This window comes from Allokutzneria sp. A3M-2-11 16, from assembly GCF_024213555.1.
GTDB lineage: Bacteria > Actinomycetota > Actinomycetes > Mycobacteriales > Pseudonocardiaceae > Allokutzneria.
Genome location: NZ_JANAVO010000006.1, coordinates 26,304 through 45,108, shown reverse-complemented (window position 1 = coordinate 45,108; position 18,805 = coordinate 26,304). Strand labels below are relative to the sequence as shown.

General features: G+C 69.8%; 21 protein-coding genes. 9 read left to right on the top strand and 12 right to left on the bottom strand.

Going from position 1 to position 18,805, the window contains the following annotated elements; all coding sequences use genetic code 11:
* The 3 genes from pepN to NLX83_RS27995 are packed head-to-tail and all read left to right on the top strand — an operon-like array spanning window position 1 to window position 4,041.
* Entirely contained in the window at window positions 1-2,457 is a 2,457-nt protein-coding gene (pepN, locus tag NLX83_RS28005) for an aminopeptidase N (RefSeq protein ID WP_254238191.1), read from the top strand.
* Window positions 2,450-3,235 (top strand): MBL fold metallo-hydrolase, encoded by a 786-nt coding sequence (locus NLX83_RS28000; protein WP_254238190.1) that lies wholly within the window; start codon window positions 2,450-2,452, stop codon window positions 3,233-3,235. Before pepN ends, NLX83_RS28000 begins: the two co-directional genes overlap by 8 nt.
* A complete protein-coding gene (locus NLX83_RS27995) occupies window positions 3,232-4,041 on the top strand; it encodes a hypothetical protein (RefSeq protein ID WP_254238189.1) in 810 nt (269 codons plus the stop codon). The genes NLX83_RS28000 and NLX83_RS27995 overlap by 4 nt, the downstream gene beginning before the upstream one ends.
* Here NLX83_RS27995 and NLX83_RS27990 read toward each other — a convergent pair.
* The 5 genes from NLX83_RS27990 to NLX83_RS27970 form a co-directional block, all read right to left on the bottom strand.
* A complete protein-coding gene (locus NLX83_RS27990; protein ID WP_254238188.1) occupies window positions 4,031-4,702 on the bottom strand; it encodes a thioesterase II family protein in 672 nt (223 codons plus the stop codon). The two genes, NLX83_RS27995 and NLX83_RS27990, sit on opposite strands and share 11 nt — an antisense overlap.
* Complete coding sequence (locus NLX83_RS27985; protein WP_254238187.1) at window positions 4,699-6,036, bottom strand: class I adenylate-forming enzyme family protein; 1,338 nt, start codon at window positions 6,034-6,036, stop codon at window positions 4,699-4,701. The genes NLX83_RS27990 and NLX83_RS27985 overlap by 4 nt, the downstream gene beginning before the upstream one ends.
* Window positions 6,033-6,503, bottom strand: a complete 471-nt coding sequence (locus NLX83_RS27980) for a hypothetical protein (RefSeq protein ID WP_254238186.1) — start codon at window positions 6,501-6,503, stop codon at window positions 6,033-6,035. Before NLX83_RS27980 ends, NLX83_RS27985 begins: the two co-directional genes overlap by 4 nt.
* Window positions 6,500-7,546 carry a beta-ketoacyl-[acyl-carrier-protein] synthase family protein gene (locus tag NLX83_RS27975; RefSeq protein ID WP_254238185.1) on the bottom strand — a complete coding sequence of 349 codons (1,047 nt, stop codon included), beginning with the start codon at window positions 7,544-7,546 and terminating at the stop codon, window positions 6,500-6,502. Before NLX83_RS27975 ends, NLX83_RS27980 begins: the two co-directional genes overlap by 4 nt.
* Before the next feature lie 84 nt (window positions 7,547-7,630).
* Entirely contained in the window at window positions 7,631-8,848 is a 1,218-nt protein-coding gene (locus tag NLX83_RS27970; RefSeq protein WP_254238184.1) for a macrolide family glycosyltransferase, read from the bottom strand.
* Window positions 8,849-8,920: 72 nt separating this feature from the next.
* Between NLX83_RS27970 and NLX83_RS27965 the strand changes: the two genes are divergently transcribed.
* On the top strand, window positions 8,921-9,532 hold the full coding sequence (locus NLX83_RS27965) for a TetR/AcrR family transcriptional regulator (protein ID WP_254238183.1): 612 nt from the start codon (window positions 8,921-8,923) through the stop codon (window positions 9,530-9,532).
* A gap of 21 nt (window positions 9,533-9,553) precedes the next feature.
* On the opposite strand, the gene NLX83_RS27960 is transcribed toward NLX83_RS27965, so the two are convergent.
* Both NLX83_RS27960 and NLX83_RS27955 read right to left on the bottom strand, forming a co-directional pair.
* Window positions 9,554-11,140 carry an alpha/beta fold hydrolase gene (locus tag NLX83_RS27960; RefSeq protein WP_254238182.1) on the bottom strand — a complete coding sequence of 529 codons (1,587 nt, stop codon included), beginning with the start codon at window positions 11,138-11,140 and terminating at the stop codon, window positions 9,554-9,556.
* A gap of 130 nt (window positions 11,141-11,270) precedes the next feature.
* Window positions 11,271-11,714: a DUF6653 family protein gene (locus NLX83_RS27955; RefSeq protein ID WP_254238181.1), complete on the bottom strand. Its 444-nt coding sequence runs from the start codon at window positions 11,712-11,714 to the stop codon at window positions 11,271-11,273.
* Between the two features lie 82 nt (window positions 11,715-11,796).
* Between NLX83_RS27955 and NLX83_RS27950 the strand changes: the two genes are divergently transcribed.
* Window positions 11,797-12,303, top strand: coding sequence for a hypothetical protein (locus NLX83_RS27950; protein WP_254238180.1), 507 nt, complete (start codon window positions 11,797-11,799; stop codon window positions 12,301-12,303).
* Window positions 12,304-12,602: 299 nt separating this feature from the next.
* Here the strand turns inward: NLX83_RS27950 and NLX83_RS27945 are convergent, their stop codons facing one another.
* Complete coding sequence (locus NLX83_RS27945) at window positions 12,603-12,968, bottom strand: DUF4345 domain-containing protein (RefSeq protein WP_254238179.1); 366 nt, start codon at window positions 12,966-12,968, stop codon at window positions 12,603-12,605.
* Window positions 12,969-13,150: 182 nt separating this feature from the next.
* Here NLX83_RS27945 and NLX83_RS27940 point away from each other — a divergent pair, with 182 nt between their 5' ends.
* Both NLX83_RS27940 and NLX83_RS27935 read left to right on the top strand, forming a co-directional pair.
* Complete coding sequence (locus tag NLX83_RS27940) at window positions 13,151-13,729, top strand: CGNR zinc finger domain-containing protein (protein WP_254238178.1); 579 nt, start codon at window positions 13,151-13,153, stop codon at window positions 13,727-13,729.
* Window positions 13,726-14,175 (top strand): phosphatase domain-containing protein, encoded by a 450-nt coding sequence (locus NLX83_RS27935; protein WP_254238177.1) that lies wholly within the window; start codon window positions 13,726-13,728, stop codon window positions 14,173-14,175. The genes NLX83_RS27940 and NLX83_RS27935 overlap by 4 nt, the downstream gene beginning before the upstream one ends.
* Here NLX83_RS27935 and NLX83_RS27930 read toward each other — a convergent pair.
* The 3 genes from NLX83_RS27930 to NLX83_RS27920 are packed head-to-tail and all read right to left on the bottom strand — an operon-like array spanning window position 14,145 to window position 16,587.
* Window positions 14,145-14,936: a TIGR02452 family protein gene (locus NLX83_RS27930; RefSeq protein ID WP_254238176.1), complete on the bottom strand. Its 792-nt coding sequence runs from the start codon at window positions 14,934-14,936 to the stop codon at window positions 14,145-14,147. The two genes, NLX83_RS27935 and NLX83_RS27930, sit on opposite strands and share 31 nt — an antisense overlap.
* Window positions 14,937-14,971: 35 nt before the next feature.
* A complete protein-coding gene (locus tag NLX83_RS27925; RefSeq protein ID WP_254238175.1) occupies window positions 14,972-15,322 on the bottom strand; it encodes a hypothetical protein in 351 nt (116 codons plus the stop codon).
* Window positions 15,319-16,587 (bottom strand): amidohydrolase family protein, encoded by a 1,269-nt coding sequence (locus NLX83_RS27920; protein WP_254238174.1) that lies wholly within the window; start codon window positions 16,585-16,587, stop codon window positions 15,319-15,321. The genes NLX83_RS27925 and NLX83_RS27920 overlap by 4 nt, the downstream gene beginning before the upstream one ends.
* A gap of 56 nt (window positions 16,588-16,643) precedes the next feature.
* Between NLX83_RS27920 and NLX83_RS27915 the strand changes: the two genes are divergently transcribed.
* A complete protein-coding gene (locus NLX83_RS27915) occupies window positions 16,644-17,396 on the top strand; it encodes an alpha/beta hydrolase (RefSeq protein ID WP_254238173.1) in 753 nt (250 codons plus the stop codon).
* Here NLX83_RS27915 and NLX83_RS27910 read toward each other — a convergent pair.
* Window positions 17,386-18,195 carry a DUF4262 domain-containing protein gene (locus tag NLX83_RS27910; RefSeq protein ID WP_254238172.1) on the bottom strand — a complete coding sequence of 270 codons (810 nt, stop codon included), beginning with the start codon at window positions 18,193-18,195 and terminating at the stop codon, window positions 17,386-17,388. The genes NLX83_RS27915 and NLX83_RS27910 overlap by 11 nt on opposite strands.
* Window positions 18,196-18,362: 167 nt before the next feature.
* On the opposite strand from NLX83_RS27910, the gene NLX83_RS27905 reads away from it, so the two are divergent.
* Window positions 18,363-18,800, top strand: coding sequence for an ATP-binding protein (locus NLX83_RS27905; RefSeq protein WP_254238171.1), 438 nt, complete (start codon window positions 18,363-18,365; stop codon window positions 18,798-18,800).
* Window positions 18,801-18,805 lie beyond the last annotated feature (5 nt).

Sequence of the window (18,805 nt, the reverse complement as noted above, 5' to 3'; positions counted from 1 at the left end):
GTGGTGAGCACCAACCTGACCGAGGTGGCCGCGCGCGAGCGCGCCCGCCTGGTCGAGGTCGACGAGTACCGGATCAGGCTTGACCTGACCGGGGACCACACCTTCGCCAGCACGACGGAGGTGTGGTTCCGCGCGACCCGTCCCGGCTCCACCGTCCGCGTCGACCTGGTCGCGGACACGGTGCACGAGATTGTCCTCAATGGACAGTCGCAGGATGACTTGCTGCTACAGGATCTCCAGGAGCACAACCACTTGGTGGTGCGAGCCGACTGCCAGTACCTGCGGACGGGTGCGGGACTGCATCGGTTCGTGGACCCGGTGGATGACGGTGTGTACCTGTTCACCCAGTTCGAACCCGCCGACGCGCAGCGCGTGTTCGCGTGCTTCGACCAGCCGGATCTCAAGGCGCGCTTCGAGTTGACCGTTGTCGCGCCGCCTTCCTGGACACTGGTGTCGAACACGCCTGTGCTCGAACGGCGTCTGCTTGGCGATTTCGTCGAGGTCACCTTCGAGCAGACTCCCCCGCTGCCGACATATCTCGTGTCCTTGGTGGCCGGTCCGTACGCGGAGTTCCGTGATGACAGCGGCTCGGTGCCACTCGGCCTGTACTGCCGTTCGTCGCTGGCCAAGCACCTCGACGCGTCGCGGTTGTTCACCGAAACCAAGCAGGGGTTGGAGTTCCTGACCCGCTCGTTCGGCACGCAGTATCCGTTCGCGAAGTACGACCAGTGCTTCGTGCCGGAGTTCAACGGCGGCGCAATGGAAAACGCCGCGTGCACGACGTTGTCGGAGAAGTACGTGTTCCGCGGCCGGGTCACGCGCACCGACTACGAGCGGCGCGCGGAGACGCTGCTGCACGAGCTGGCGCACATGTGGTTCGGCGACCTCGTCACCATGCGGTGGTGGGACGATCTGTGGCTGAACGAGTCCTTCGCCACGTGGGTCGGCTTCCACACGTTGGTCGAGGCCACCGAGTACCGCTCGGCGTGGGCGACTTTCGCGGTGCACGAGGAGGCTTGGGCGCGGTGGCAGGACAAGCTGCCTTCGGCGCATCCGATCGCTTGTCCCACACCGGATCTCTACGCGGCCGAGGTGAACTTCGACGGCATCACCTACGCCAAGGGCGCCAGTGTGCTGCGGCAGCTCGTGGCCCGCATCGGCCTGGACACGTTCCTGGTGGGCCTGCGCGAGTACTTCCGCGCGCACGCCTGGGACAACGCCACCCTGGCTGATTTGATCATCGCGCTGTCCAAGGCGGCCGACGTCGATTTGTCTTCCTGGACAACGGAGTGGCTGACGACGATCGGGGTTTCCGTGCTGCGGCCGGACTTCACGGTTGAAGACGGCAAGTACACGCGCTTCGCGGTCTGTCAGGAGTCCGCTCCGCGCACGCATCGGCTCGCGGTCGGCGTGTACTCCGGGGCTTCGCGGCGCCGGGTGGAGCTGGAGATCAGCGGGCCGCGCACGGAGGTCCCCTCGCTGGTGGGTGTTCCGGCCGGGGATCTGGTGGTGCTCAACGACGATGCCCTCACCTACGCCGACATCCGGCTCGACGCGGGATCGCTGGCGGCGGTGCGGGAGGGGCTGTCGAGCATCGATCGACCGCTCACCCGGGCGTTGTGCTGGTCGGCCACGTGGGAGATGGTGCGCGACGCCGAGCTGCGAGCGCGTGATCTCGTCGACCTGGTGATGCGGCACGTCGGCGCGGAGACCGAGGTCAGCGTCGTCGCGCGGGTCCTGTGGCAGGCGGGCACGTCGCTGTCGTACTTCGCCGATCCTGCCTGGGAAGCACAGGGGTGGCAGATCGTCAGCGATCGGCTCGTCGAGCTGGCCCTTTCGGCTGAGCCGGGTTCCGATCACCAGCTGGCGTTCGTGCGTTCGCTGGCCGGTTCCGTGTTGTCCCCTTCGCACAGCGAGGTGCTGCGCGGGTGGTTTTCCGGCTCGTTGCCTGGGCTCTCGTTGGACACCGATCTGCGGTGGCACATCCTGTGCGGCCTCGTCGCGCACGGGGCGGCCGATGCGTCGGAGATCGCCGCGGAGCTGAAGCGCGATCCCACGGCCACCGGTCACCTGGCGGCTGAGAAGGCGAGCGCGCTCCTCCCGACCATGCAGGCCAAGGAAAAGGCGTGGTTGCGGCTGATTCAGGGGAACTTGTCGAACGCGACCAGCGAAGCGATCGTCGGCGGCTTCTGGCATCCCGCTCAGCCCCACCTGCTTCGCCCTTACGTGGCGCGGTATTTCGACGACGTCGACGGCGTGTGGGCGCGGCGGTCCAGCGAGTCCGCGCAGACGGTGGTGCGCGGTCTGTTTCCGGAGTGGCATGTCAACGAGGAAACCATTGACCTGGCTTCGCGTTGGCTGTCCGCGGATCGTCCGGCCGGGCTGCGGCGGATCGTCAGCGAGGCCAACGCCAGCGTGGTCCGCGCCCTGGCCGCGCGGCGGTGCGACCGTGGCTGACCAGTGGACTTCGGTGGCCGAGGGCGTCTACTACCGGACCTGCTCCGGCTTCTCCACGAACGTCGGGCTCGTCGTGGGTTCGGAGGCGGCGCTCGTCGTCGACACGCGGTCCTCTGCGCGCGAAGGCCGCGAGATGCTTGCCGAAATCCAAGCGCTGACAACGGTTCCCGTGCGACACGTGGTCAACACGCACTTCCACTTCGACCACTGCTTCGGCAACGAGGCGTTCCTCCCGGCCGCGATCTGGGGCCACCGGCTCTGCGCCGCGCGGCTGCGGCGGGAAGGCGAGGCGGAGAAGGCGATGGTGGTGAAGGCGCTGCCGGACCGCGCTGACGTGACGATCACTCCGCCGACACACCTCGTGGACACGCGCGCCGAGATCGACCTCGGTGGCCGGACGGTCGTGCTCTGGCATCCCGGCGTCGGGCACACCGACCACGACCTGGTGGTCGACATCCCCGACGCCGACGTCACGTTCACCGGCGACCTGCTGGAGGAGGGCATGGCGCCCGCGTTCGCCGACTCCTGGCCCGCGCAGTGGCCCGCCGCGTTGGACCGGCTCCTCGATTCGGCGCTCGGCACGATCATCCCCGGGCACGGCACACCGGTGCCGCTCTCCTTCATCAAGGCCGCTCGCGACGAACTGTCCACTGTGGTCGATCTGTTCCGCACCACCGCCGACCGGGCCGAGATCATCGCCCGGTCGCCGTATCCCCGCGATCACACCTTGGTCGCCCTGCATCGTTTTCTCGTGACCACGGAAGGGAAGGGCTCGTGAAGCGCTCGCTCAACCCGAATGAGACCAACGGCCAGCTGTCCTACGAGTACGACCGCGGCAGCAACTACGAGGACGAGCTGCGCCTCACCACCGCGCTGTCCGCGCTCATCCCGGAGGACGACACCCGCCACCCCGACCACCGCTTCTTCCAAGTGGTGCACCTGATCAGCGAGTACGCGTGGGTGCAGATCCACTACGAGCTGCGCCGGGTGATCGAGCACCTCGACGCCTCGCGCCCGCAGCAGGCGTCGCGGCTGCTCGCACGGGCGGTCGGGCTCAGCGACATCACCGTGCAGTCGGTGCGGATGATCGGCGATCACCTGCCGCAGCACAGCCTGCTGATGATGCGCAACGCCCTGCCCGACGACGCCACCGGCCTGGACTCCCCCGGCTACCGCAACCTCAAGCGGGTCGCGCGCGCGGTGTCGAAGTCCTTCGAGGGCGCGCTCGACCGCGCGGGCCTGAAGCTGCCCGACCTGATCGCCGCGCAGGACGACACGTCAGGCCAGTCTCAGCAGGCGCAAGCCCTCGCCCTCGTGCGGGAAGGCTTGCTGCGCCTGGACAGCGGCTTCCTGTCGTGGAAGCACACCCACCTGATCATGGTGTGGTCGCAGCTCGGCGGGCAGCCCGGCCTGCGCGACGAAGGCCGCTCCACGCTCCCGCAGAGCCTCGGCGGCCGATCGGTCTCCACCCTGGAAACCCGGTCCGACGTGCCGCTGTTCCCCGAACTGTGGCGGTCCGCCGAGGAGGCCTACTGGACCCTCGGCACCCGTCACGACCCCGGCACCTGCCCCGTCACCCGCTGAGGGCTTCGGCGACGAGGTGCGGGGCGGAGTGCGGGAAGAAGTGGTCGCCGGTGAAGGCCCGCATCCGGCACTCGCGCGCGGTGTAGCGGCGCCATTCGGCCATCACCGGAGCAGGGGTCGTGGGGTCCTCGGTGCCGTGCCAGACGTGGAGATCTACGGGTAGCGGCGCGGGGGCCGGAGCCGGGCGGTAGGTGGCGACGAGCGCGAGGTCGGCGCGCAGGTTCGGCACGAAGAGGTCGCGCATGGGCGAGTTCCGCACCGACTCCGGCACGGTCCCCGCGGAGGCCATCGCGTCGAGCAGCTCGTCGTCGGGAAGCGAGGCCAGGGACGCGCGGTGGTCCGACGGGATCAGGTGCGGCGGCCTCGTCGCGGCCACGACCACGAACTCCGGTGCGAGCGACCGCGCCATCTCGTAGGCGATCAGCCCGCCCATGCTGTGCCCGAAGATCGCGTAGCGACCGGGCGTCTCGATCCGCTGGACGAGGTCGTCGGCGACCTCGCGCACGGTCGCGTGGCGCGGTTCGAGACTGCGCCGCCCCTTGCCCGCGATCTCCAGCGGCACGATGCGCAGCTCCGGCGGGAAAGTGCGTTGCCACTTCAGAAACGTGCGCGCCGAGCCGCCCGCGTGCGGCACGCAGAACACGTGAAGTGGTTCTGTCACTTGTGGAACTCCCCGGCGGGCAACGGGTGCACGCGCACCACGCCTGGGCGCTCGTTGCGCGTCAGCAACGGCCGCAACCGTCGGTGCATCTCGGTTTCCGAGGGAAGCTCGACATCGTCCACGTAGACGTCCAGCTCCAACGTGCCGTCGTCCTCGGCGATCCGCGTCGCTGCCCGCACCACGTGGGGCAGCGACTCGGCGACGCGGCGCACTCCGGCCATGGACACCTTCTCGCCGCGCACCACCGCGAAGTCCGTCGAGCGACCGCGCACGGTCACGTAGCCGTCGTCGTCGACGAACCCGATGTCGCCGGTGGCGACCAGGCCGGGCTCGATCAGCTGTCCGCGCTTGGACGGCGCGGGCTCGCCGACGCGCTCACGGTAGACGGTGTCCGAGCGCACCAGCAACTCTTCGCCGCGCGTCAGCACTTCCACGCCGTCCAACGGTTTCCCGACCGTGCCGAAGCGGTGCAGCTGCTCAAGGTGAGCGGCCAAAGTGGACACTCGCGGACCGGCTTCGGTCAGCCCGTAGGTGAGGTAGACGCCGAGGTCGGGATTGAGCTTGATCAGACGCGACACGTAGTTCGGATCGAGCGCCTGGCCGCCGATCGTCAACGCCCGCAACGGCTTCGGCAGCTCCTCCCCCGTCGTGGCGACCGTCTTCGCCAGGATCGGGGTCAGCGACGAGATGCTGACGCCGTGCCGCGTAACGGCGTCCAGGTAGTCCGAGACGGTGAACGGCGGCCCGGACAGGACCAGCCGCGAGCCCGCGGTGAGGCAGCCGAGCACCTGCGCCACCAGAGCGAACGAGTAGTACACCGGCAGGTTCACCAGCACCGTGTCCTCGGCGCTCTGGCCGATCGAGGCGGTGTGCCTGCGCGCGTTGCGCAGCAGCGCGGACATGCTGTGCAGGCAACCGGTCGCCAGGCCGGACGTGCCGGAGCTCATCAGGATGACGTGCCCCGGCTCGTGCCTGATCATGCGGTGACCGGTGAAGCGGAGCAGCTCGACGCCGGCGAGCCGCGACACCTCGTGCTCGCCGAAGTCCGCGGGCCGAATCCTGGCCCGCACGAGCGCGCAGGCACCGAGGTACCTGGCGACCTCCCACACCCGGGCGGGCGGGGTGGACGGTGAGACCAGCACGGGGACGTAACCGGCGAGGTGGGCCGCGAAGAACACTCGCAGCGTCCGGATTCCGTTGGGCAGCGCGATGATCACGACCGAGCCGGGCTCGGCGTCCAGGGCCGCCACCACCTCGGAGACGTCGCCCTCGTGCTGAGCCGGCTCCGTCTGCACGGCGCGGCGGAGGAAGTCGTCGATCTGCTGTGCGTTCACCTGGGTTCGCTCCTCCCGTCGACCACGGAGCAGGTCACGGAATGCCGCCCGTCCTCGGCGATGTCGTGCGTCACGACGATCACGTGCTCGGCGGAGTCGTGCAGCCAGTCGCTCAGCAGCGCGTCCACGACCGGCGTCGCGTGCTCCGCGGACATGGACAACATCAACGTCGGCCCCTGGAACCCGAATGCCGCGCACACCACTCCGACCAGCGATCCCGGCCCGGCGGCGGCGAACCGCATCGGGGAAATCCGGCCTTGTGCAACGGTTTCGGCGACCAGCCGCTGCGTGTGCTCGGTCGAGTGCTCGCTGACCACGAGCACGCCGACCGTCGTGGGATCGAGGGCCCCGCGCGTGTTCAGCACGGCGGCCACCGCGTCGGTGATCAACCAGGCCACCGGGTCCGCGTAGACACCGGAGATCCGGCGCGGCGCCTTGGTGGGGTCGGCCGACTCGATCCTGATCACGCGGCCACCACCAGGCACGTGTTGAAGCCGCCGAAGCCCAACGTGAGGCTGAACCCGAGTTTTCCCTCGACCGGCGACGGCCCCACCGGCAGGGGGAGCTCCGCCATGACCGAGCGCGTGCGCGCCAACGGCGGCACTTTCCCGTGGTGCAACGCGAGCAGCAGCGCGATCACCTCGATCGCTCCGGTCGCGCCGAGCGTGTGACCGAAGGAAGCCTTGGTGGCGAACAGAATCGGCTTGGCGGCGCCATCCCCGTACAAGGTGGTGTAGCAGGCCGCTTCGGTCGCGTCGTTGCTCGGCGTGCCCGTCCCGTGCGCGTTGATCACCGCGATGTCCTCCGCGCGCGCACCGGCTTTCTTCAGTGCACGTCGCACCGCGAGCACGGCCGCGCCGCCCGTGCGGTCCGGCGCGGTCGGCCCCGACGCGTCGTTCGACGAGCCCCAGCCCCGCACCTCTCCCCACACCTGCGCGCCCCGCGCCCGCGCCGCTTCCCGCGACTCCAGCACCAGGAACCCCGCGCCCTCACCGAGCACCGTGCCGTCCCGATCCGCGTCGAACGGGCGGATCTCCGTCGGGGACAACGTGCCGAGCGCGGAGTGCCCCAGCCGCTTGGCCTCGCTCAGCACGTCCACACCTCCGCACAGCACCCGGTCCGCCACGCCCGCCCGGATCAACGCCGCCGCCGTGAGCACCGCGTCCGAACCCGAGGAACACGCCGTGCTCAGCGACACCGGCGGCTGCCGCACACCCAGCGCTTCGGCCACCTCGCCGGTCCACGTGTTCCCCGCCGCACCGTCCAAGCTCGCCCCGAGGCTGCTCCCCAGCACCAGGAGGTCGACACCGATCCCCGCGTTTCGCAGCGCCGCCTTCGCCGTCAGCGTCGCCAGGCGCACGAGCTGTTCCGTCGCGTCCGCGCTCGCGGTGCTGTCGCCGGTGTCGCCGCGCAGGAGCCGTTGCCAGACGTCGTTCAGGTCGGTACCCAGCGCGGTGTGCCACGCCATACCGCTCACACAGACGGCCCGGTCGGCCGGGTCACTCGCCACCAGACCCCCTTTGTGGCATCGAGTCTAATTGCGGGCGAGCGGGGTTGTGCTGTTAGCTTTCGTACCAGGATGCGGTTTCCCGGCCTAACGTGCTGCGGCGAGGAAATCCTGAATCACCTGAGCACCCGCGCTCGCTCCCCCCGAGGAGCTGATGACATCGGACAACGCCTTCGCGGCGTCGCGCATCGACGGGTCGGTCAGGGCGCGTGAAACCGCGGCGCGCAGGTCGGTGGATGGGACTGCGCGGTTGGAAAGGTTGTGGCGCAACACTTCCGCAGCGCCTCGGGAAGCGACGGCGAGGCCGATGATGAGCTGCTCGACCTGCTGCGGGAGCACAACGAGGGGAACTCCGTAGAACAGTCCTTCCAACGCGCTGTTCATCCCGCCGTGGGTGACGAACGCGGAGGCGCGCGCGAGAATGTCCAGCTGCGGCACGGATTCGCGGACCAGCATGTTCGGCGGCGGAGTTCCCGGGCGGGCGTGCGGGCCCACAGCGAGGACGAAGCGCGCGGGCAGGTCGGCGAACGCGGTGAAGCAGGTACTGAAGAACTCGTCCGTCCCCGCGTGCAGGGTGCCCATCGACACCAGGACGACCGGGGCTGGGCTGTCCAGGAACGCGATCAGCTCGGGATCGGCCTCGTGAGGACGGGTCGCGGGGTCGATGGTGGGGCCGACGAAGTGGCAGCGCTCGTCCAGCAACGGGTTCGGCGGCTGGAGTTCGCGGGGGATCGGGAAGATCGTCACGTCGCCGCGCATCGGCAGGGCCGGGCGGGGCGGGAAGATGTCCTTGCCGACCCGCTTCAGCAACCGGCGCTTCGCCCGCACCACGGCGGGGATGTCGGGCACCATCGGCACCATCGAGCTGAACCACTCGCGTGCGGTGAGGCACGTGAAGTCCTTGGTGCCCAACATGAACGTCGTCATGAGCGAGATCTTCGGCAGCTCCGCGCGCGCCGCGGCCATGTAGCCCCACAGCGCGTTGGAGTCGAAGGCGACCGCGTCCGGCCGGAGCTCCCGGAACTCCTCGACCAGGAACGGCACCAGGGTCTCGGTGGCGGGCATCAGCGTCGCGACCACGCGCACCGGGCCGCCGGACGTGGTGGCCTCGGCGATGGCGCGCGCGGAGACCGTGTTCGACGGGTACGGGCGGAACTCGGCGCCGGTGCGCTCGATGGTGTCGCGGAACTCCTCGCTGCTGTAGTAGGTGACGGCGACTCCGCGGCCGACCAGCTCGCGCACGATCGGCGCGCTCGGGTTGACGTGACCTGCCGCGGGCATCCCCGCCAGGGCTATCCGACTCATCAGACCTCCTCGTCTACATCAACTGCAAACTTACAACGAATGTAACCATAGCCTCGGTGTAAAGTTCGCGGGGTGGCAGAGGAGTCCCGGCGCGAGCGGAAGAAGCGACTGGTCAGGCGGCAGCTCGCGGACGCGGCGCTGCGGTTGTTCAGCGAGCGGGGCTACGACCGCACGACGGTCGCGCAGATCGCGGCGGCCGCGGACGTGGCGACCAAGACGTTCTTCAACCACTTCCGCAGCAAGGAGGACGTGCTCTTCGCCGACTCCGGCCCGAGGGCACCGGTCCCGCTCGAAGTGCTGGCCGACCGGCAGCCCGGCGAGACCGTCGCGGACCTGCTGCTGCGGGCCTACGAGGCGATGGTGTCGGACTACCTCGCCGAGGGCGTCGGGCGGCGGGACCCGGAGGGCATGGAGCTCTTCCGCCGGGTGATCATGTCGGAGCCCGCGTTGCAGGGACGGGCGTTGCAGCTGGGCCACGAGCTGCAACGGGAGATCGCCGACGGCCTGCTGCGGGCCTTCCCGGACGAGCTCGACCCGATCAGCGCGGCGGCGGCGGTCGGCGCCATGAGCGGCGGGGCGCAGGCGGCGGCGCTGAAGAGCCTGGAGCTGGACCAGCCGCCGGAGGAGTTCTGGGCGGCGCTGCGGCGAGGGGTGGAGATCGGCCTGCGCGGCCTGTCCGGCTGAACCGGGCAGGCTCGCGGATCATCAGCCGAAGGTGGCGACGCGCTCCTTGTCGTACGGGGACCGCTCGACGGTGAGACCGTCACCGGAGGACGGCGCGGCCGTCTCCGGAGTGGGGATCGGGGCGCCCGTACAGGACGCGGTGCTGGCCTTTCCGGTGGCGAAGAACTCCACACCCGTTGCGCCGCAAGGCAACCGCGACAGCGAGCCGTGCCAGTCGTCCTCGATGGTGAACAGCGCGCCGCCGATCTTGGCGCGCATCGACACCGCCCAGTCGATCGGCGTGACGCCCTCGTAGAGGTGGCCAACCAGCTGGAGCGCGCTGGCCCCGGACTTCAGCCGCCACGGCTGCACCGGCAGCGGCCAGTTCGCGCACATGCCGTCGAAGGACGCGCTCTCCCCGGCCGCCGGGTACTTGGCGATCCGGCCCATCCGGTGTCCCCACGCGGTCTCGAAGTCCCGGGTGCTCAGCGCCTCGTTGCAGATCACCGCGACGTTGAGGAAGCGGCTGAAGAACTCCGGCCTGCCCTCGAAGCCCCGTGAGGCCGATCGGGCGGCGGCCCGGTCCCCGGCGGCGGTGGCGGCCTGCCGCGCGCGCTCCGGCACGTCGTTGTCGCGGATCTTGACCAGCTCGGCCGCGGCCGCGGACCACCAGCTGCGGTTCTGGGTGATCAGGTTGGTGATCGTCTCGCCGTCGATGACGGTCTGCGACGGCCCGCTGCCGACCACCCTCGGGGACTCGGTGAGCAGCTTGCGCAGGTCGAACAGCGCCTTGGACACCTCGCCGTGGGTGGTGCCGAAGCGGTAGACCCGGTCGTAGCGCGCGATCCACGAGACGAAGTCGTTGAACAGGTTCTCGTTCGCCGCGACCGTGGTGTTGTCGATCTCGTTGAGGTCGAAGTTCGCCAGCATCACCGAGTCGAGCAGCATCCGGTCCACGTTGCCGTCGAACAGGCTGCGGTAGTGCGCCCCGAGCGCCGTGCCCCAGGAGATGCCGTAGTAGTTGATCTTCTTCTCGCCGAGGGCGGCGCGGATCGCGTCGATATCGCGGGCGATCGCGTCGGTGGTCAGGTTCCTGGCGAACTCGAGGTCGGTCTCGGCGCAGCGCCGGTTGGCCTTGCCGTTGCGGGCGGAGATGAACCGCGCCTTCTCCTTGACCGACCACGACGCGGGCGGCTGCTCGGTGTCACCGGGCAGGACCGGGCAGGTCATCTTGTCGCTGTAGCCGACGCCGCGCGGGTCGAAGCCGATCAGGTCGTGAGTGCGCCCGATGTCCTTGACGGTGCTCTGCAGCATCGACGGCGGCATCGAGATGCCCGAGCCGCCGGGACCACCGGGGTTGAACACCATGACGCCGCGGCGCGCGGCCGGCTCGGACGCCGTGATCCGGCTGATCGCGATTTTGATCTTGCGGCCGTCCGGCTTCGCGTGGTCCACCGGGACCGCGACGGTGGCGCACTCGGTGCGCGCGTCCCCTGCGGGCCAGCCGTTGGCGATCTCCTTGCAGAGTTTCCACTCCGGCGCGGGGGCGGCCGACGCGGCCGGTACCACCGTCACCAGGGTGGCGACGAGCGCCACCACCGCCGACGCGGCGAATGCTGTGCGGGTCAAAGGTCCTCCGTTGTCCTGCTGCGACTGCCCGGCGGCGGATTCATCGCGACCGTATTCCTTCGCGTGTTTACCGCGTATCGGGGACAACCCTGAGGCCACATAAGGACTTTTGTTTCGACGCGAATGGACTTCATTGCGAAACGCGTTCCCACAGCCAGCCGAATCGGTCGATCCGCCACAATTGCGCCAAGACGACCAGGGTCGCGCCGAACACCGTCGGCCAGACCTCCAATGCGATCAGCCCCCAGGTGATCAGCGCGAATCCACACGCTCCGACCGCCATCAGCAGCCGCGCGACGCGCCGGTGGTCCGGGGGCACTCGGTCGGGGTGGCTGACCCACGCGTGCTCGCCGTAGATCCCCCGCGCCGCCCACGAATCGGGCCGCACCGGCGGGAAGGCCCACGGGTTGACGATCAGCCAGACGATCACCACGGCGATCGGCAGCAGGCTCCACCAGCCGATCCAGGTGCGGCTCCAGATCGCCAGCAGCATGGCCGGGATCGCGGCGAAGCGCGTCCACACGCTCCACGGGTTGGCGTGCCGCCGCCACGTCTCCTCGCTCATCCTGAACATATGATCAGCATACTGAACACATGTTCAGCCCGGAAGGCGTCGTACTAGGGTTGATCGATTCCACGACGATGACGGGGGCACGATGAGGTCGGCGATCTTCCTGGCGGCCGGGCTGGCACTGGCACTCACGGGTTGTCAGGACGAGACGAAAGCCCCGGTCACTCCGCCGCCACCGCCGGTCACGACGACGACCACTGTCGCCCCCACCACCCCCGCCCCGACCACTCCCGCCGGTGTGCCGAAGACCGTGGAAGCGGCGATCCAGCGCTACGAGAGGTACCTGCACGGGCTGGGCAAGCAGGACCTGGACACCGTCTGCGACATCGCCGGGCCCGCGGCGAAGCAGGCCGAGAGGCAGGGCTTCGGGACCTGCCGCCAGACCTTCCCGATCACCTTCCAGATGATCCCGGCGGCCAAGCGCAAGGCGCTGGAGACCGCGACCGTCGACCCGAAACTGGTGCGGCAGAAGGCCAACGGCGACGTCGACGTCCCGGTCAAGGCGGTCCGCTCCAGCACCACGTTCGCCGAACAGGAACTCGGCAGCGTCGTGCTGTCCTACCGCGACGGCAACTGGTTCATCATCGACTAACGCCCTGTCCTGCAACACATCCACGCGCACCACGTAAACTGAACCCATGCGCCCCAACCGCCCCCACACCCCACCTCCGGCGGCCGCAACCTAGGTAACCCCGTTTCGTACTCTTAACGGAGAAGAGAGCGCTCCCAAATCCCGGCAAGAGTACGAAACGGAAGATCTTGGCGGCCTCAGCACAGGATGAGGGGTGTGCGCGTGGGTGGGGCGGCGCTTGTCCCGTTTCGTACTCATAGCGGGTCTTCAGGGCGCAACTCCCGTTATGAGTACGAAACGGGGTTCTCCGGAGACAGCGGCTAGGCGACTGTGAAGAGCAGTCCGGCGGCGGCGACTTCGACGCAGAAGTAGAACCAGATCGGGTAGAACGCGGTCCTCGTGTCCACCGCGCGCGAGATGAGGCGCCCCAGTGCCATTCCCGCGAGCGCGGCGCCGACCGCGATCACCACGCCCGTCCGGATCCCGCCGAAGTCGGCCGCGGCCGCGCCGAGCACCCCGGCGACCGCGAGCCCGAACCCGCCGTAGACGGCCCTGATCTCCGAGCGGCCCTCCGGGCTGTCGATCTTCATCCGGAACGGGCGGGCCAGCGCCGCGGGGGCGGCCAGCGCGTAGCCGCCCATCGCCAGGAAGAAAACGCCCACCACGATGATCACGGTCGTGTCCATGCGGGCCAGCATCACGCGCGGAGCCCCGAGGCGCTTCCGGAAACGTGCTGACCGGTCACCGGCTGGGCGGCAGGCAACCGGGGAACGGAGTGATCTCGGGGAAGAAGCGTCGCCAGTCTCGTCCGGCCATTCCCTCCGTAAGGCTTGTGCTACGTTTTCACCGCTTACACGTGGAGGAAGCGGTGCACATCCCGATCGACGACTACGCGGCCGGGGCGGCGGTGGCGACCGGCCTGGTCACCACCTCGCCCACCGTCCGCGAGAGCACGGGCGAGGCGCTGCCGACACCGGAGGCCCTGGCGGCTTTCCTCGCCGCGCACGAACTCCGGCTCGACGCCGCGCTGCCGCCGACCACCGACGACGTCTTCCAGGTGCAACTCCTGCGGCGTGAGGTGCGCGGCATCATGGAAACGGAGACTGCCGACCAGGCAGTTGCCGGTGGCCGGGTGCTGCTGCGGCGCGCGGGCCTCGCCCCGGTGCTGCTCCGCGCCGAAGGAAAGTGGCAGTGGCACGTGCCGACCGCCCCGGGGGCGTCGCTGGCCGACGAGCTGGCCGCGTTCATCAGCACCGCGTTGCTCGGCGTGGTGCGCACCCTCGGCCACGAGCGCTTCCGCGCGTGCGCGGCCCCTGGCTGTCGCGGGGTTTTCGCCGACACGAGCCGGGCCGGGCGGCGCCGCTACTGCATGCCCGAGCTGTGCGGAAACCGGCTCAACGTCGCCAACCACCGAGCACGACGCCAGGCAGGGAGCGTGATCGCATGACCCGACTCACCGGAGCCATCCAGCTCCCGGACGGCAGCTGGATTCGTGGCCGCGGCCTGTGGCGCCCGATGCCGGACGGGCCCCTGCCCGACTTCGGCCTCTACCTGGGCGCGGGCCGTTTCCGCCGCGAGAAGGAGAAAACGCTGCACTGGCCGCACACGTGGATCCAGTGGCCGGACTTCCTCCTACCCCGCGACAGGGGCTTCGCCATCCGGCAAATCCATGAGCTGCACGAGAAAGCGCGCTCCGGCGCGGCGGTCGAGGTCGCCTGCGGAGGCGGGGTCGGCCGCACCGGCACCGTGGTCAGCTGCCTCGCCGTCCTGGCCGGTGTCGAACCCGGCGACGCGATCGCGTGGACCAGGGAACACCTGCACCCCAAGGCCGTCGAGACACCGTGGCAGCGCCGTTGGGTCGCTCAGTTCAGCCGGTCGCGGAAGGCCGTGTAGATCGGCGCGTCGCGGCCCCGGTCGAGCACGGCGAACGTGACGTGCTCGAACCAGGGGCCACGCCGCAGCGCCTCGGCGAACGCATCGGCCACAGTGGACGGATCGTTGCCGAAGACCCCACAGCCCCACGCACCGAGGACGAGCCTGCGGTGACCGTTGTCCGCGGCCACCTCAAGAACACGCATCGCCCTGCGGCGCAACGCTTCCGGGACACCGGCTGCCCGCTCCGGCTGGTTGCGCGCGATCGCCTGGAGGTTCGGCGCCGCCGACGTCAGGAACGACACCGGGTACGGCTGATCGAGCAGGTTCCCCTTGTCGTCCCGGAACACCGGAACGCCCGGCGAGTAGATCACGCGGTCGCTGTAGGTGAGATCGGGATCGCCGCGGTGGTGCACGTAGAAGTCCCACGCGGCGCGCAGGCACGGGTACAGCGCCGATCCGCGCGCCAGCGACTCCTCCTGCGCTTGGGCCCCGTTCAGGAACCCGCCACCGGGATTGCGCGCCGACGCGAAGACCAGGCACGCCAAGTCCCCGCCGAGGCGCCGCGCGGCGTCCAGGCTGGACTCGTTGACGACCTCGACGAACGGCTCCGCCTCCCGCGGGGCCGACACGGTGTCTTCTGGTTGGTAGATACGCGTTCCGGACACCGCACTCGTTACACCGGCGCTGATGTCCACCGTGCCACCGGACGCGGTCTGATACCAGCCACGCTCGGCGATGGACACGGTCTCGCGGGCGATCGCCCGCAATCTGCTGCTCACGCAACCAGGATTCACCGCGGCGCAAGCGATATCCACTATGGACGGTGTCGCTGCACCTTGATCGCACGCGGGTCGATCCACTGCCCGTGCGCCGACTGCTCGATCATCGGGTCCGCCCACCAGACGCGGAGCCGGTCCGGCCGCGCCTCCTGGATGCGGGCCTCGCGCCACTGGCCCGGCTCGTGCTCCACCCACCACGGGTCGGCGAGGCAGGACATGCCGTCGTTGCGGAGGACGCTCTCGGCCTGTTCGAAGTCCGATGGCCCGGCGAGCGCCGCGGCGAACACCGTCATCGGCTGCCAGCCGCCCGTCGTCGGCACCAGATGGCCCAGGACCTCACCGTCGTCGTCGCGGTGCACGGGGATCGGGCTCGTTCCGGTGGTCATCGGCCAAACTCCTTCTGCATAGCGGCAATCACCTTGTTGGTCATCTCTTGCAGCAACGCAATGCCCGCGCGCTCATCGGCCGAGCCCACGTACCCGTCGAGGTCGACGCGCGCGCCCTGCTTCCACACCGCCGCCACGTACTGCGAGTCGGAGATGTAGCGGTCCGGCTGTCCTTCGACGAGCACGAGATCCGCGCGCAGCCCCGGCCGGATGCGGCCCCGGTCGGCCAGGCCGAACACGTCCGCGGTCTGCGCGGTCGCCGCTTTCAGGGCGTCCAACGGGTCAAGACCGGCCGCCACCAGGTGTTGGAGTTCGCGGTGCACGCTCGCCCCGTGCACGACACCGGGGTTCGGCGCGTCGGTCCCCACGAGGATCGGGACTCCAGCCGCGCGCAGGCGTCGCACGTTGTCCTGCGGCACGCTGAAGTCCGGGAACTCCGGCGGCAACCACCGCTCCCCTTGCGCTTTCACGACTTCCGACCACGCCGGGCCGAGCCGCGGCTTCAGGGTCAGCTCGTCCAGCAACGGCATGTGGCCGTTCGCACCGGGAAAACCGTCCGCGATCGACAGCGTGGCGATCACCGCGATACCTGCGTCGGCGATCGCCTGGACCTGCTCGTCGGTGAGCGCGTCGAAAGGCACGTGCGCGAACACGTCCACGCCGGTCGGCAGGAGGTCCATCGCGGCCTGCGCCGTGCTGATGTGCGCCGCGACCAGGAGCCCCGCACCGTGCGCGGCCCTGACGAGCGCGGCGACGGTCGGCACGTCCAGCGACGGCCACGACATCGGCCCGACCGTGCCGTCTTCGTAGAGGACCTTCAGATGTGTTGCGCCTTCCGCGACCCGGTCGGCGACGAACGCCTCCGCGTCCGCCGGGCCCGAGACGTAAGGGAATGGCGCGTACATCAGCGACGGGTGCCCGCCGGGCGCGGTCGCTCCGACGCTCGACGAGCGCACGTCGGAGGCGTCGGGACCGGCTCCCTGGGCCGTCGCCTCGCGCACGAGATCGGGCTTGCTGAACATGTCCAGCACGGTCGTCACCCCGAACGTCACCGCCTGCCGAGGCGAGCCCGGCAGCAGGTGCACGTGCGCGTCGATCATCCCGGGCAGCACCGTGCCACCGCGGCCGTCGACGTGCTCGTCCCCCGGCTCCAGCAGTTCGGCGCCGCCCACGGCCACGATCAAGCCGTCCCGCCAACGGATCGCCGAGTCCTCGGTCACGCTCTCGCCGTCGAAGACGCGGATGTTCGTCATAACTGTTGCCATGCCGACGAAGTTAGGGACTCACGTCGCGTGAGGGTCAACCGTGAAACGATGCGAGGGTGATTCACGAGCAGCTGACCTACTCCGTCATTCGCGGTTTCCGGCCATTGCTGTTGGACCTCCATCTACCGGACAACGCCGAGCGCGCGCCGATCGTGATCTGGATCCACGGCGGCGACTTCCACTCCGGCGATCGGCGCCGGCTGCACCGCACATTCCCGCGCAACTCCGTCTACACGTCCCTGACCAGCGCCGGAATCGCGTGCGCCACCATCGACTACCGGCTCAGCGCGGAGGCCACCTGGCCCGCGCAACGCGACGACGTCGCCGCCGCGATCGCCTTCCTCCTCGCGAACGCCGACGAGTACGGGCTCGACGCGGATCGCCTTGGCGTGTGGGGGGATTCCGCCGGTGGGCAGTTGGCGTTGACGGCCGGAATGACAAGTCAGCACGTTCGGGCAGTGGTCGCCTGGTACCCGATCACCGACATCGCGGCGATGCCGATGGACGACGACTTCTACTCGCCGTGGCTCGGGTGCTGGCCCGCCACGAACCCGGACCGGGTCGCGGACGCGAGCCCGATCACGCACGTGACCGCGGACGCGCCACCGTGCCTGCTCGTCCACGGGACGGCCGACGCGCTCGTGCCCGCGTCGCAGAGCGCCCGCATGCACGCGCGGCTGCTCGACACGGGGGTGGAATCGACCTATCAGGCAATTGCCGGGGCTGGGCACGGTTTCGAGGGGCACCGGGACGTCGGCGCGCTCGTCACCGACTCCGTCGCGTACCTGCGGAGCAGGCTCACGGCGTAGCGGCCTGCCAGGCGTCCTCGCTGCGCCGAAGATCGTCGCTGGTGAGCTTCACGCTCTTCCACGCGTTGCCCGCGGTGGCCGAATGGCCCTCGGCCAGGTCCGCGCGCTCAACCAAACCGGGATGCCGGACCACCAGCTCCCCGAGGTAGGCCAGGCACAGGTCGTCCGCGTCGTAGCGGCGGTCGTCGAGCACGTCGAAGCAGCCCGACTCGTTGAGCACCCACGTCGGCGACGCCCCGTTCAGGACGGACCTGCTGGTCAGCGCCCACACGTCGGGCCCGGAGGCGAACGGGAAACCCGGCTCCAGCTCGCCGACCAGCCGCCACCCGCCCGCCGGGTGCTCGGTCACCGGGAGCCAGGTCCGCGCCTGCCGGGTGCGGCAGCTGCTGGTGGCCCGGTCGTCCCACGGCCAGCGCCCGTCCTTGTCCGGCCAGACCACCTGGCGGAACGGGACGTCGACGCCGTAGAACCGGTGCGCCGTACCGAAAAGCGGGTCGTGCCAGTCCCGGTGCACGACGCGCAGCTGCGTCGCGACGCCCTCGATCACCCCGGTGAACGGCTCCCCCTCGGCGGGCCAGCCGTGCTCGACGCACCGCTGCACGCAGGTGTTGAGCCAGTGCTGCATGTCCTCCCCGCCCAGCCCGAACATCACCAGCTCCGGCTGCCGGAAGCTGTGCCAGAGGCCGACCGTGTAGGTGAAGTCCACCGGCCCGGGAATCCTCAGCACGCACCAGCGGGACTTGCGCACGACCTCCGCGGTCGCCGCGTCACGTCCGCCGGTGCGATCCGTGCAGATCAAGCAGGAACAAGACACCGTGCGGACTTTACGCATTCCGGAGTACCGGTGTTACGGGATTCGGCCCTCACCCCTTGGCAATGCCCTGATGGTGGTCAGTGTTTCCGGTCCGGCGCCACCGGGTATCGGATTGGCGGACGTGACAAGGACAGCGAGGGTGTGGTCTGCCTATGTGCTCCCAACCGTTGGGCGCGCTGAACATCTCGGCGAGCATCACCTGCGATCTCGACGCGATGAGCATGCGCGAGGTCCGGGACCAGGTACGGGGCCTGCTCGCGGGCGGGACCGGGGTTCCGGTCGAGGACGCCGTGCAGGTCGTCGATGAGCTGGTCAGCAACTCCCACCGGCACGGTGCGGCGCCCAGGAACTGCCGCATCAGCCTGGTGGGCCGCGACCGGCTGCGGGTCGAGGTCGACGACGGTTCGCTCGATCTGCCGCGGATCCGCCCGCCGGACAACAGCGGTGGGCGCGGCCTGCTGCTGGTCGACCGGATCGCCTCGGCCTGGGGCGCGACGCGGCGCGAGCACGCGAAGACGGTGTGGGCCGAGGTCGACCTGGGGCGTCCGGGGGTGCGGGGCCGGGCTCCGCACCTGGCGCGTTCGAGCTGAGGAGG

Coding starts and splice junctions, on each gene's coding strand:
- NLX83_RS27920 (WP_254238174.1), bottom strand. CDS start 16,587: ATGGCAACAGTTATGACGAACATCCGCGTCTTCGACGGCGAGAGCGTG.
- NLX83_RS27970 (WP_254238184.1), bottom strand. CDS start 8,848: ATGAGTCGGATAGCCCTGGCGGGGATGCCCGCGGCAGGTCACGTCAAC.
- NLX83_RS27905 (WP_254238171.1), top strand. CDS start 18,363: ATGTGCTCCCAACCGTTGGGCGCGCTGAACATCTCGGCGAGCATCACC.
- NLX83_RS27955 (WP_254238181.1), bottom strand. CDS start 11,714: ATGTTCAGGATGAGCGAGGAGACGTGGCGGCGGCACGCCAACCCGTGG.
- NLX83_RS27935 (WP_254238177.1), top strand. CDS start 13,726: ATGACCCGACTCACCGGAGCCATCCAGCTCCCGGACGGCAGCTGGATT.
- NLX83_RS27925 (WP_254238175.1), bottom strand. CDS start 15,322: ATGACCACCGGAACGAGCCCGATCCCCGTGCACCGCGACGACGACGGT.
- NLX83_RS27950 (WP_254238180.1), top strand. CDS start 11,797: ATGAGGTCGGCGATCTTCCTGGCGGCCGGGCTGGCACTGGCACTCACG.
- NLX83_RS27945 (WP_254238179.1), bottom strand. CDS start 12,968: ATGGACACGACCGTGATCATCGTGGTGGGCGTTTTCTTCCTGGCGATG.